Annotated in this window: 11 protein-coding genes and 1 tRNA gene; 6 read left to right on the forward strand and 6 right to left on the reverse strand. The window is 71.0% G+C overall.

The annotated features are described in order from the left end of the window. Positions 1–496 precede the first annotated feature (496 nt). The gene (locus tag ACIQNU_RS28315; RefSeq protein ID WP_401371842.1) at positions 497–775 is read right to left on the reverse strand and encodes a hypothetical protein; all 279 of its coding nucleotides are present in this window, start codon (positions 773–775) and stop codon (positions 497–499) included. Positions 776–853: 78 nt separating this feature from the next. On the opposite strand from ACIQNU_RS28315, the gene ACIQNU_RS28320 reads away from it, so the two are divergent. After that, positions 854–1,609 (forward strand): GntR family transcriptional regulator, encoded by a 756-nt coding sequence (locus ACIQNU_RS28320; RefSeq protein ID WP_401371844.1) that lies wholly within the window; start codon positions 854–856, stop codon positions 1,607–1,609. Positions 1,610–1,806: 197 nt separating this feature from the next. Here the strand turns inward: ACIQNU_RS28320 and ACIQNU_RS28325 are convergent. Continuing rightward, positions 1,807–1,893 (reverse strand) — tRNA-Ser (locus tag ACIQNU_RS28325). Positions 1,894–1,935: 42 nt separating this feature from the next. Then, positions 1,936–3,459, reverse strand: coding sequence for a S1C family serine protease (locus ACIQNU_RS28330; protein WP_401371846.1), 1,524 nt, complete (start codon positions 3,457–3,459; stop codon positions 1,936–1,938). Positions 3,460–3,766: 307 nt separating this feature from the next. Between ACIQNU_RS28330 and ACIQNU_RS28335 the strand changes: the two genes are divergently transcribed. From ACIQNU_RS28335 to ACIQNU_RS28345, 3 genes are all read left to right on the forward strand, one after another. Beyond that, the gene (locus ACIQNU_RS28335) at positions 3,767–4,603 is read left to right on the forward strand and encodes a glycerophosphodiester phosphodiesterase (protein WP_401371848.1); all 837 of its coding nucleotides are present in this window, start codon (positions 3,767–3,769) and stop codon (positions 4,601–4,603) included. A gap of 53 nt (positions 4,604–4,656) precedes the next feature. After that, entirely contained in the window at positions 4,657–5,286 is a 630-nt protein-coding gene (locus tag ACIQNU_RS28340; protein WP_401371850.1) for an ATP-binding protein, read from the forward strand. 282 nt (positions 5,287–5,568) lie between these two features. Then, positions 5,569–6,531: a DUF5926 family protein gene (locus tag ACIQNU_RS28345; protein ID WP_401371852.1), complete on the forward strand. Its 963-nt coding sequence runs from the start codon at positions 5,569–5,571 to the stop codon at positions 6,529–6,531. Between the two features lie 236 nt (positions 6,532–6,767). On the opposite strand, the gene ACIQNU_RS28350 is transcribed toward ACIQNU_RS28345, so the two are convergent. Together ACIQNU_RS28350 and ACIQNU_RS28355 are read right to left on the reverse strand one after the other, a co-directional pair. Next, entirely contained in the window at positions 6,768–7,091 is a 324-nt protein-coding gene (locus ACIQNU_RS28350) for a hypothetical protein (RefSeq protein ID WP_401371854.1), read from the reverse strand. A gap of 532 nt (positions 7,092–7,623) precedes the next feature. Beyond that, entirely contained in the window at positions 7,624–8,313 is a 690-nt protein-coding gene (locus tag ACIQNU_RS28355) for a bifunctional DNA primase/polymerase (protein ID WP_401371856.1), read from the reverse strand. A gap of 574 nt (positions 8,314–8,887) precedes the next feature. Here ACIQNU_RS28355 and ACIQNU_RS28360 point away from each other — a divergent pair. After that, a complete protein-coding gene (locus ACIQNU_RS28360; protein WP_401371858.1) occupies positions 8,888–10,330 on the forward strand; it encodes a PP2C family protein-serine/threonine phosphatase in 1,443 nt (480 codons plus the stop codon). Positions 10,331–10,486: 156 nt separating this feature from the next. Beyond that, complete coding sequence (locus tag ACIQNU_RS28365; RefSeq protein WP_401371860.1) at positions 10,487–11,995, forward strand: aminopeptidase P family protein; 1,509 nt, start codon at positions 10,487–10,489, stop codon at positions 11,993–11,995. A gap of 83 nt (positions 11,996–12,078) precedes the next feature. On the opposite strand, the gene ACIQNU_RS28370 is transcribed toward ACIQNU_RS28365, so the two are convergent. Further along, positions 12,079–12,540: an ATP-binding protein gene (locus ACIQNU_RS28370; RefSeq protein WP_401371862.1), complete on the reverse strand. Its 462-nt coding sequence runs from the start codon at positions 12,538–12,540 to the stop codon at positions 12,079–12,081. Positions 12,541–12,547 lie beyond the last annotated feature (7 nt).

Raw genomic sequence — 12,547 nt, forward strand, 5'->3', positions numbered from 1 at the left:
CACGCTTCATAGATCACCGGAAGGTCGACCGGCGCCGATGTCGGAGATGCCTCCGTACAAGCCAGATGCGTTCCGATGCGGCAGGCGGTCGACCGATAGGGCAGTGCCGAGGCGCCCGTGACGTGTGGTGGCTGTTGGCCAGGCGGAAGAGGAGGCATCAGTGGACCCCCGCGCCCGCGAGGGCCGACCACACATCGGCCGTCAGGTGGGGAACGGCAACCACCGAGCGCGTTCGCACCCGCCTCTCCCAAGCCAGCACATACGGGCGGACGAGCGCGATGTCCTCACCCCTGAGCGAATGGCGATGGGCCGGGCTGTCGGAGGTCCGTCCCAGGACGACGGTCGACGCGTCAGCGGATGCCGTGGAGGCAAGGGCGGCGGGTGCGGCCGGCGGCCGGACGGGTGTTAAGGGGCGGCGGTGCCTGCCCTTCGGAACGTGCCGCACCCTGGTGAGGGACACGAGGCGGCGGATACGGTTGAGCACGCTGCTCAGCTCCTATCGCTGATGGCCCGGTCCCCCGACATCGCCCGTCGTGGGGACCGCTTTGCGTACGACCGCCCAGAGAGTGCGGCCGTTCAGACTGGTGGCGATGAGTCCGAACCGGTCGGCCTCCGCCACCACTTCCAGCACCTCCCGCCATGTCTCGGCGGAGAGCGATTCCGGCACCTCCGCTTCGACCGACATGTGCAAGGTGTGCTCCTCCACGCGCGCGGGGAGTCCAACGGCGGACAGCCGGGCGGCGATGGCCGCCGCGCTAACTCCCGAAGCGGGCACAGGGCAGCCTCCGTCACCGGCGATCACTTTCAGTAAAGCTAGTTAACTAGATTAGAGCTAGTGGACTAGATTTTCCATATGTCTGAGCAACCGCCCTATCTCCGCATCGCCGACGAACTCCGGCGGCGGATCGCGGACCACGTGTGGGAGCCGGGGGACCGCCTGCCGTCCCGCGCCCAGATCGGCCAGGAGTACGGCGTGGGCGAGAACGTGGTGCGCCGGGCTCAGGAGCTGCTGATCTCCCAGGGCGTGTTGGAGGGCCGTGCCGGATCGGGCACATACGTCGCCGAGCCCAGGCAGCGGGTGCGGATGGTCCGCTCATCCGCGCGTGAGCAGCCCCAAGGATCGCCATTCCGGGCGGACATGAAGGCGGTGGGCAGGCAGGGCGGCTGGGAGAGCCGCACGGACGCCAAGGTGCCAGCTCCCGCAGGGATCGCGGCCCGACTCGGCATCTCCGAAGGCGACCTCTGCGTCCGGACGACCTACGAGTTCCTGGCGGACAGCAGGCCCACCCAGTTGTCGACGAGTTGGGAACCGTACGACCTCACCGCCGGCACCCTCGTCGTCCTCCCCGAAGGAGGACCCCACGCCGGGGCGGGCGTCGTGAACCGCATGGCCGCGATCGGCGTGACCGTCAGCCACGCGGTGGAACAGCCGGAACCACGACAGGCCACGGCCGAGGAGGCGTCACTTCTCGGCATCCAGAAGGCCGCACTCGTCACGCACATCCAGCGGACGTACTACAGCGACCAAGGCCGCCCCGTGGAGACCGCGGACATCGTGGTGCCCGCCGCCCACTGCGAGATCGTCTACGAGATCCCGATCAGCCGTTAGCAAGCATTGGGATACCGCCCGCCGCTGGATCTCGAAATGCCGTGCCCCGGACGTGCCCCAGACATGCCCCCGCGTGCCCCTTCCGTGCCCGATCGAGCAGGAAACCACGGGGAACACCGGACCGTCACAGCCACCGGAAACAAAAGCGGCCCCCGACCGAATTCCCAGGTCAGGGGCCGTTCTCACTGCTCATCGTGCGGAGGCGGTGGGATTTGAACCCACGGTTACATCGCTGCAACGACGGTTTTCAAGACCGTTCCCTTCGGCCGCTCGGGCACGCCTCCCCGCGCCGGCCCGTGGGGCGGCGCGGGGACAAGACTAGCCGGTCAGCTGTCGCCCTTGCGCTCGCCCAGGACCACGTCGACCGAGTGCTCCTTGCCGCCGCGCTCGTACGTGATCTTGACCGTGTCGCCCGGCTTGTGGGTCCAGATCTGGCCGATCAGGGTGGGGCCGCTGTCGACCACCGTCTCGTCCAGCTTCGTGATGACGTCGCCCGGCTTCAGGCCCGCCTTGTCCGCGGGGCCGTTCGGCGTCACGGACTTCGAGCCGCCCGCGCCCTCCTGGGTGATCGTCGCGCCGTCGCTCTGCTCGTCCAGGGAGACCGAGGCGCCGATCACCGGGTAGACCGGCTCGCCGGTCTTGATGAGCTGCTGTGCGACCGTCGTGGCCTGGTTGACGGGGATCGCGAAGCCCAGGCCGATCGAGCCCGACTGGCCCGAACCGCCCATGCCGCCGCCGCTGCTCGCGGGCTGGATCGCGGAGTTGATGCCGATGACCGCGCCCCGCGAGTCCAGCAGCGGGCCGCCGGAGTTGCCGGGGTTGATGGCCGCGTCCGTCTGCAGCGCGTTCATGTACGACGCCTTGCTGTTGCCGCCGTCGCTGGAGGCCACCGGACGGTTCTTCGCGCTGATGATGCCCGTCGTCACCGTGTTCGACAGGCCGAAGGGCGCGCCGATCGCGATCGTCGTGTCCCCGACCGCGACCTTGTCGGAGTTGCCGAGCTGCAGCGGCTTGAGGTTCGACGGGGCGTTCTTCAGCTTGATGACCGCGACGTCGTAGCCCTGCGCCTTGCCGACCACCTCGGCCTGGTACTTCTTGCCGTTCGAGAACGTCGCCGAGAGCTTTCCGCCGTCGGCCGCGGACGCCACCACATGGTTGTTGGTGAGGATGTGGCCCTGGGTGTCGTAGATGAAGCCGGTGCCCGTGCCACCCTCGCCGTTGCTGCCCTGCGCCTCCAGGGTGACGACGCTGGGGAGCGCCGCCTCCGCGACGCCCGCGACCGTGCCCGCGTCGCGCTTGGGCGCCGGTCCGGTGTCCGAAGCCGAGACCGTCGTCGAGTTGGAGGAGTTGTCGTTGCGCTCCGCCGCCCAGTAGCCGACGCCGCCGCCGATGCCGCCCGCGACCAGCGCCGCGACGGCCACCGCCGCGACGAGTCCACCGCGACGGCCGCCCGGCTTGGGCTCGGGCGCCTGGTACGTGGAGCCCCAGCCGCCCGCTCCCGCGCCGTCCCCGCTCGCGTACGCCGGGACCGCCGGGGGTGCGGGCGGCGGCCAGTCGCCCTGCGCGGCGGCCGGGGAGCCCGCCGCATGGGCCGCCGTCTCGTCCCCGCGCGCGGGGTCCACGGGAGCGGACGCGGCGGCCGGCTCGGGAGCCGACTGAGGGGCCGATTGGGGGGCCGATTGGGGGTACGCGGGTGCGTCGGCCGGGTACTTGGGCGTGCCGTCCGCCTCGGCGGGGGCCTCCGGGACGGAGCCCGGCGCGGTGTCCGCGGAAGCTGCGGGAGTGTCCACCGGCACGGGGGGTGCGGACGGGGCCGGGGGTACCGGGTTGCCCTCGTTCTCGGTGCTCACAGCTTTTCTCCTCGGTCCACTGCTGTCTCTGTCAGTTCTCTGTCAAACCAAAAACGGGCCATACAGGGTCATGCAGGCTGTCTCGCTGTGTTGTTGTACGCGGTCAGCTTTTCCCACGGGCCGTCAGGGCACCATAAGACGTTCCTGTGCGTCCGATGCCATCCTTTATGTCGGACGAAACGGACGCATCCCCAGAAGGCCACCAGAAGGTCGCCGGAAGGCCGTCAGAAGGTCCCCGAGGACTCTCCCCAGGACCACCGATCGCCCACTACGCGCGCGCACCCGCTCTCGATGGCACCATGACGCGGTGACCCACGCACGACAGCACCCGATCCAGGTCGTCGCCCACCGAGGAGCCTCCGAAGACGCTCCCGAGCACACTCTGGCCGCGTACAAGAAGGCCATCGAGGACGGTGCCGACGCTCTCGAATGCGACGTACGGCTCACCGCCGACGGCCATCTCGTGTGCGTCCACGACCGCCGCGTCAACCGTACGTCGAACGGTCGCGGCGCCGTGTCCGCGCTCGAACTGTCCGAGCTGGCCGCACTCGACTTCGGCTCCTGGAAGCGGCGTTCCGAGGGACAGGAGGGGCCCGGCTGGGAGGAGAGCCCCGACTGGGAGGCGAGCCCGGACCGTGCGGACACGTCCGTACTGACGCTGGAACGGCTCCTGGAACTCGTCTCGGACGCGGGCCGCCGTATCGAGCTGGCCATCGAGACGAAGCACCCCACGCGCTGGGCGGGGCAGGTCGAGGAACGCCTCCTGGTGCAGCTCAAGCGGTTCGGACTCGACGCCCCGCGCGCGGGGGAGACGTCCCCGGTGCGGATCATGAGCTTCTCGGCGAGGTCGCTGCACCGGGTGCGGGCGTCGGCGCCGGGTCTGCCGACCGTGTACCTGGTGCAGTTCCTGTCGCCGCGGCTGCGGGACGGGCGGCTGCCCAAGGGCGTACGGATCGCGGGACCCTCGCTCCGGATCGTGCGCAACCACCCCGCGTACATCGCACGGCTCCAGCGCGCGGGGCACCAGGTGCATGTGTGGACGGTCAACGAACCCGAGGACGTCGATCTCTGCGTGAAGCTGGGCATCGACGCGATCATCACCAACCGCCCGAGGCAGGTGCTGTCCCAGCTGGGACGCTTGTAGCCGCAACTACGGGGAGTGCACCGGCGCGTTCGCTCCGTGTTCGATCGTTACGAGTGCGTCACCGGGCGGGGATTGGCCGGTTTCCGGTCCAGTCCAGGGGGGCATTCACACCGTGGCGTGGGGCGAAGGAGGTCTCGGGGGTGGCGTTGGTGGTGGCACAGGAAGTGCCCACGTCGTCGAGCATGGCCGTACCCCATGGTCCTGCGGGCGTGGGGGAGGCGCGACACCGGATGCGGGCGCAGTTGCGCGGCAGCGGGGTGTCGGAGTCGGTCATCGACGACGCCGTTCTGATCCTTTCCGAACTGCTCAGCAATGCGTGCCGGCACGGTCGGCCGCTGGGTGAGGCGTTGGCGGGGGACGGCGACGTCCGGGCCGCGTGGCGCGTCGACACCGGGGGCCGGCTGACGGTCGAGGTGACGGACGGCGGTGGCCCGACCCGCCCGGTTCCGGCCACACCGTCGGTCACCGCGCACGGGGGCCGCGGGCTGCACATCATCACGGCGCTCGCCGACGACTGGGGCGTACGTGACGACGCGCGCGGTGAGGTGACGGTCTGGGTGGTCGTCCACGACGACGTGCCCGCCGAACACCGCCGCGACGATTTCGCGACGCGGATCGCGTCGCCACCGGTCTCGGGGATACCGGACCTGGACTTCGCGGACGCCTTCGACGACATGGACTAGACGTCGCGTCATCAGCACCGCGCGCACCACGCGCGCACCACGCGCGCACCACGCACACCGCGCGAGCACCGCGCACACCGCGCGCGTCACGGGCGCGGAGCACACGCCTCCGATACGGACGCCCATGGCGCTCGGCGTCACACACCCCGCCACGCACCCGCCGCACCCCGTCCTCCCCCAGGAAGCCACCCGGTACCCCCACGAGCCTCGCCCCCCTGCAAACCCCCGCAGCGGCTAGGCTCGCCGCCGTATCGCACGAGCTGTCACCGGGAGACATCCACCATGGCCAAGAAGCGCCCCCAGACCAAGGCCAAGCCGCGCGTCAGTGACGCGGACATCCCGGTCGTCAAAGCCCGGGAACCCTGCCCCTGCGGATCGGGGCGGCGCTACAAGGCGTGCCACGGGCGCGCCGCGTCGCACGCCGTCACCGAGCTGGTGCAGCGGCCCTTCGAGGGCCTCGCGGGCGAGGGCGACTGGGTGGCGCTGCGCGAACTCGTGCCGGCCGCCACCGTCGCGCTGACGCTCACGGACGGGCTGCCCGACGGCATCCCCTCGGTCACCCTCGCCACCGTCCTGCCCATGGCGTGGCCCGCACTGCGCCGGGACGACGGCTCGGTCCTGCTGGGCCTCCAGAACGACACGTCGTCCGGCGACATCAGCCGCGACCTCGCGGACACCCTCCTGCGCGCGCTGGAGGCCGAACCGGGCACCCCCGTGCAGGGGCGTCGGGTTCCGGCCGAAGGTCCCCGGCTCCAGGACCTGCTCGACCCGAAGGCCACGTTCGAGCCGGTCGTCCACGCCGGTTTCGAGTTCTGGGTGCCGGACGCGGAGAACGCGACGCCCGAGGTCGGCGCGTCCCTGGAGCGGGCCAACGCCGCCGCCATCCCCACCGCGAAGCTGTCCGGCGTGGACTGCGCGTACTGGTGCGAGACCCCCGAGAAGAACCATCTGCGCTGGGTCATGCCGTACCCCGAGGAGCAGCTCCTGGACGCGCTCGCGCGGCTGCACGCGGCCGGTACGTCGTCGCTCGGCGAGGGCACCCGCCTGGTCGGCTCGTTCCGCGCGCACGGGCTGACCGTCCCCGTCTGGGACCTGCCCACGGGCGTCGGCGCGGATGACGTCGAGAAGCCTGCCGCCGCGTTCGCGGAGCGCCTTGCCGTCGCCCTCGCCACCGACACCCCGCTCACCGGCGACGAGCGCCGCGCGCGCGGGGGTCTCACCAACCGGCAGGTGACCCTTAGCTGACCGACCGGTCAGCCGCCGGAAGTGGTGACTCCGGTCACAACTGCCCGTGCGCGCAGGTAAATCGCTGTCCGAATAGGCGGGATCGAATTTGCGAACCGCCGATCTCTTGTTACCGTTCAGATAGCCCGGTTGCTGGTGCATCCCCCGTCGCCAGCAACCGGGCGTTGACGTTTCCGCTCACAGGCCGCCCGCGTACGCCTCGCGCGCCCCCCGAGCGCCCCGCCCACACCTCCGCGTCAACCGGCCTCCGGCGCCGCCGAGTTGCTGCCCGAGCGCAGCAGCAGCGGCCCGCTCTCCGCACTGCTGGTGGGCCCGTGGGCGCCGTCCCCGCCCCCGGCGGTGGCCGCGAACTCCGCGATCGCCGCATACGCCTCCACGCTCCCGCGCGTGCGCCCTCGTGGCGTCTCGCACGCCCCCGGCTCATCGGCCGTACCGACCACGCAGTGCGTCTGTACGGTGAGCCCTCCGGGTGCCATCAGGGTCAGCAGGGAACTCACGGCCATCCCCGACGCGTTCCGGTAGTAGGTACGCGCCCAGGTCTCGCCCCCCTGGGTCAGCACACAGGTCTGGGCTTCGAGGCCGTCCGGAGAAGCCAGTTCCGGCCCGCACCGCGCACCGCTGGTGAGACCGAGCCCGCGAAGAAGGGAGGAGGAAGCAGGAGAGGAGGAGTCTGACGACAAGGACGACGAAAGCGACGAAGGCGAGGACGACAGCGTCCGGGGTGCCACGGTCCCCGAGGCCGGCCATCCCCGCGCCCCCGATTCCGCCCGCCCCGACGCTCGCGATTCGGACGACTGCGACGCGTTCGACCGAGACGCAGACGACTGGGACGCGGACGACCGGGATTTCGACAATCCCGGTTCCGACCGCTGCTGGGCCGCCGTCCGCCCGACGGTCCCGCCGCCCTGTGCCGCGGTGCCGCCACCGACCCGGCCGTTCTCCTCAGCCGCCCCCAGGGGTCCCGCCGACGCCCCGGCGAGCGGCAGCAGAACCGTGAGCGCCACCACGCCCATGAGGGTGACCAGGCGAAGGTTCATGGGCCCGAAGATAGCCGCGGGGCGGGGCGCCAGGCGCCCCGCACACCCGATTCCCCTACAACTCCGGCGCGCTCACACCCGTACGAGTGAGGGCGTCCACCACACCGTCCACGACGGCCTCGACGTCGGGCACCCAGGGGGTGGCCGAGCCGGGCAGCGGGGCGCGCTCCCAGCGGACCTGGCCCTGGCCGGTCTCCGAAGGGGGCAGCGCGAGATAGCCGCCCTCGCCGTGGAACCGGAGGGATCCGGGGACGAAGTCCTTGGCGTGCAGCAGCTCCCCCAACTGCTCGAAGGAGTACGGCGCCACGAGCACGGCCCAGCGGGTCGGCGTCGCGACGACGGGGCCGACCCGGATGCCGCGCTGGTCGAGGGCTTCCAGCGCGCGGGCGCCCGCGAGTGCGGGCAGGCTGACGGCGCAGGGGGCGTTGCCGCCGGTGGCGAGGATGACGGGCGCCGCGGGGCGGTTGGTCCACCACCAGCGCACCATGCGCTCGTCGGTGGTGGCCGCGAGCAGGCCCGGGTCGAAGGGATGCGCACCGGGCACCGTGCAGTCGGGGTCGGGGCAGGCGCAGCGGCCACCGCCGCGGGGCTCCGTCCCCACACCAGGGAGTACGGGCCACTGCCAGGTGGCCGCGAAGGTCAGGGCCGCGCTGAACGACTCAGGCTTCCCGTTGTCACGCCGGTTGTCACGGCGGTTGTTGCGCCTGGACAGGAGCCTGCGTCCCTTTCCGAGGATCTCGCGCATGAGCGCTCGTTCCTTTCCGTTGAAACGCCGAAGACCACTCACACCATGTGTCGATCACTTCACCGTGCGTACCTGCTGGCGCGTCACACCCCAGCCGTGGGCATGGGGAACCCCTATGGGCCGAGCATTCTGGCTGCGTCCATAGTGCGTCTGTCTCAAGCATGGGCATGGCGTGGGGTGGCGGCGCCTGGCGCTTTGCCGTCCCGTGCTGCTTCTTGCCGCCTCCGCCACGGAGGATGGGGCACGGTCACTGGTGGTTAAGACGCCCGGGTCCGTCGCCAGGTTCCAGGACGATCCCAACCGCCCCCGGCCTTCTCCGAGTACGTACCCATCACAACCGCTATGACGCTCCGTCGAACGATGTCAGTCGACCCCAATATGCCATTACCGGGGTCACTTTTTTGCCAAGTTCTCACAACCGCCTGCGCCTCGTGGACATCAGCGAACCCAGCAGGACAATGCTGGACATCCCCTCATCAGTGCGTGTAGATGTGGAGACAATGCTCGCGGCGCAGAATGACAGGGGGTTTGCGATGCTATTGAGCAATACGCACCGGCCTGAGAGTCGCACACCATGACCGCCCCACAGCTTCCGAAAGTGGCTGGAATCGATTCATCGGTTCCCTCGCCCGCACACACTGTCGCGCCCATCGCGCCCTCCTCAGCCACCTCGGCCACCTCATCAGCCTCCCCCGCCGGCTCGACCGCGGGCTCCGCCGCCGCGTCCCCCGTCGGCGCGGTCCTCCAGGACCGGCTCGCGAGCTGGGTCTCCGACCTCACCACGCTGCACGAACTCACCGAACGCCTCGCGCGCACGGCGACACTGGACGACGCCCTCCATGAACTCCTGCGCGCCGGAGCCGCCCTGGTGGGCGCCCGGCGCGGCCTGGTCGTCCTGGAACCCGCCGACGGGCTCGGCCCCGGCAGAACGGTCGGCCTGGGGCTGGCCCGCGCCGATCTCGGCCACATCGAGACGGTGCCGCGCTGCTCCACCGCGTACGGACGGCTGCTCGACACCCCGGCCGGGCTGCCGGGCGGCGAGAGCGAGATCGCGCAGCCCGATCTCCTCGCCGACGACGGACTGGACCCGCGCCACCGCGAGGTCGCCGACCGCCTCGGCTATGCGGCGAGTTACGCGCTGCCGCTCGCCACCGAGCAGGCGGGCCGCCTCGGCGCGGCCGTGTGGCTGTACGACGAGCCCGCCGAGCCCGTGGACCGCCAGCGCCATCTGATCGGCCTCTACGCGCGCTATGCGACCGAACACCTGGCCAGACTGGTCGAACTGGAGCGGACCCGTTCCACGCTGGCGACCGTCGCCGCCGAACTGCTGCCCGCACGGCTGCCACGCGTGCCGGGTGTGCAGGTGGCCGTGCGGCATCACAGCGGGCCGCGCGGCGGTGGCGACTGGTTCGACGCGCTGCCGCTGCCGGAGGGCGCGCTCGGGCTCTCGGTCGGCTCCGTCACCGGCTCCGGGCCCAGCGCTGTCGCCGCGATGGGCCGGCTGCGGGCGTCCCTGCGCGCGTACGCGGTGATGGAGGGCGAGGATCCGGTCGCCGTCCTGTCCGACCTCGAACTGCTGTTGCGGCTGACGGAGCCCGCGCGCAGCGCCACCGCCCTGTTCGCGTACTGCGAGCCGCCGCTGCGGAAGATCACGCTCGCCGGGGCCGGGCACTGCCCGCCGCTGATCGTGGGCGAGCGGCGCACCGAGTTCGTGGAGACGTCCCTGTCGGCCCCGCTCGGCATGCTCGCGTGCTGGGAGGCGCCGAGCGTGGAACTTCAGCCGGAGCCCGGAGAAACGGTGCTTCTCTACACCGACGGCCTTCTCCAGCGCACCCGCGACCCGATGGACCGGGCCTTCGCGCGGCTGCACGCGGCGGCGGCGAGCGCGCCGCGCGCCGCGCGCGACGACCCGGACGCGCTCGCCGACCATGTGCTGCGGTGCGTGCTGCCGGAGGATGTCCTGGACGATCAGGGCAGCGAGGAGGACGTGGTACTGCTCGCGGCCCGCTTCGAGTGAGCCGCCCGCTTCGAGTGACCAGCCCTCCGCCGAGCCATCCTCCGCCGAGCCTCCCTCCGCGCTCTCCGCATCGGTAATGGGTCTTCCGGCCCTGTGCCCCCTTCCGCACGCCCGTACGATGGAAGGGGTCCAAAGCCGTATCCAAGGAGGAAGACCGTGTCGGAGCAGCTCACGCCGGACAACCCGGGTGTCTCGCCGGACAACCCGGATGTCTCAGAGGTCGCGGACGACGAGGCGGGCGAGCCGATCAAACAGCGCAAGAACGGGCTGTACCCGGGCGTGTCCGACGAGCTGGCCGCGAGCATGAGGTCGGGCTGGGCGGACACCGAGCTGCACGACCTGCGTCCGATCGCCCAGGCCGAGCACACCGCGGCCCGCCGCGCCGCGCTGTCCGCGCGGTTCCCGGGTGAGCGCCTCGTGGTGCCCGCCGGCAACCTCAAGACGCGCTCGAACGACACCGAGTACCCCTTCCGCTCGTCCGTCGAGTACGCGTACCTGACCGGCAACCAGACCGAGGACGGCGTCCTGGTCCTGGAGCCCGGCGCGACCGGCCACGACGCGACGATCTACCTGCTGCCGCGCTCCAACCGGGAGAACGGCGAGTTCTGGCTCGACGGCCAGGGCGAGCTGTGGGTCGGCCGCCGGAACTCCCTCACCGAGGCCGCACAGCTGTACGGCATCCCGGCGTCGGACGTCCGCGAGCTGCCGGACCGGCTGCGCGAGGCGACGGGTCCCGTCCGGGTCGTACGCGGGTACGACGCCGGGATCGAGGCCGCGCTCACCGACAAGGTCACCCGTGAGCGTGACGACGAGCTGCGGGGCTTCCTGTCCGAGGCGCGGCTGGTGAAGGACACGTTTGAAATCGGAGAGCTGCAGAAGGCCGTCGATTCGACCGTGCGCGGCTTCGAGGACGTCGTGAAGGTCCTCGACAAGGCCGAGGCGACCAGCGAGCGCTACATCGAGGGCACCTTCTTCCTGCGCGCCCGCGTCGAGGGCAACGACATCGGCTACGGCTCGATCTGCGCCGCCGGCGCCCACGCCTGCACCCTGCACTGGGTCCGCAACGACGGTCCGGTCCGCTCCGGCGAGCTGCTGCTGCTCGACGCGGGCGTCGAGACGCACACCCTCTACACCGCCGACGTGACACGCACGCTGCCGATCAACGGCCGCTTCAGCGAGATCCAGAAGAAGATCTACGACGCGGTGTACGAGTCCCAGGAGGCGGGTATTGCCGCCGTCCAGCCGGGCGCCAAGTACCGCGACTTCCACGACGCGTCGCAGCGGGTGCTCGCCGAGAAGCTGGTCGCGTGGGGCATCGTCGAAGGGCCGGTCGAGAGGGTCCTGGAGCTGGGGCTCCAGCGCCGCTGGACGCTGCACGGCACCGGTCACATGCTCGGCATGGACGTCCACGACTGCGCGGTCGCGCGCACCGAGACCTATGTCGACGGCACCCTGGAGCCGGGCATGTGCCTGACGGTCGAGCCCGGTCTGTACTTCCAGGCCGACGACCAGACCGTGCCGGAGGAGTACCGCGGCATCGGCGTCCGGATCGAGGACGACATCCTGGTCACCGAGGACGGCAACCGGAATCTGTCCGACGGGCTGCCGCGCCGCTCGGACGCGATCGAGCTGTGGATGGCGAAGCTCAAGGGCGACAAGGGCTGAGCCGACCGGACCAGTTGCTCAAAGACCCGTTCGCCGACTTGTTCGAGGACTCACCGTCGCGCCCGTTCAAGAAGCCATCAGCTTCAGGACGCCATCAGCGGTGAGTCCTCGCGCCATTTGAGGATCTTGTCGAAGCTCACCACGGCGCCGCCTTTGCCCGGCTTGTTGCCGAAGTGGACATGGTCGGCCAGTTCCTGGATGAGACAGAGGCCTCGGCCGTGCTCGGCGTCGTCGGGGGCGGCCGGCAGGGCCTGGGGGCGGACGCGGCCCACGGCGGGGAAACCGGGTCCCGAGTCGGCCACCTCGATACGGCACTTCTCGCCGTCCAGATACGCCGTCACGCGAAACGCGCCGGTGGCTCCGCCCGAAGCCGCACTCCCGCCGTGCTCGACGGCGTTGGCGCACGCCTCGCTGAGGGCCACCGACAGGTCGTAGGAGATGTCGGGGTCGACGCCCGCGGTCTCCATGGTGCCTACCAGGAGGCGCCGCGCGAGCCGAACGCTCGCGGCGTCGCGCCGCAAATGGAGAGACCACCAGATGCTCATGCTCCAG

Origin of the sequence: Streptomyces sp. NPDC091292, assembly GCF_044757265.1 — a bacterium.
GTDB lineage: Bacteria > Actinomycetota > Actinomycetes > Streptomycetales > Streptomycetaceae > Streptomyces.

Coding starts and splice junctions, on each gene's coding strand:
- ACIQNU_RS28355 (WP_401371856.1), bottom strand. CDS start 8,313: ATGCGCGAGATCCTCGGAAAGGGACGCAGGCTCCTGTCCAGGCGCAAC.
- ACIQNU_RS28345 (WP_401371852.1), top strand. CDS start 5,569: ATGGCCAAGAAGCGCCCCCAGACCAAGGCCAAGCCGCGCGTCAGTGAC.
- ACIQNU_RS28360 (WP_401371858.1), top strand. CDS start 8,888: ATGACCGCCCCACAGCTTCCGAAAGTGGCTGGAATCGATTCATCGGTT.
- ACIQNU_RS28320 (WP_401371844.1), top strand. CDS start 854: ATGTCTGAGCAACCGCCCTATCTCCGCATCGCCGACGAACTCCGGCGG.
- ACIQNU_RS28370 (WP_401371862.1), bottom strand. CDS start 12,540: ATGAGCATCTGGTGGTCTCTCCATTTGCGGCGCGACGCCGCGAGCGTT.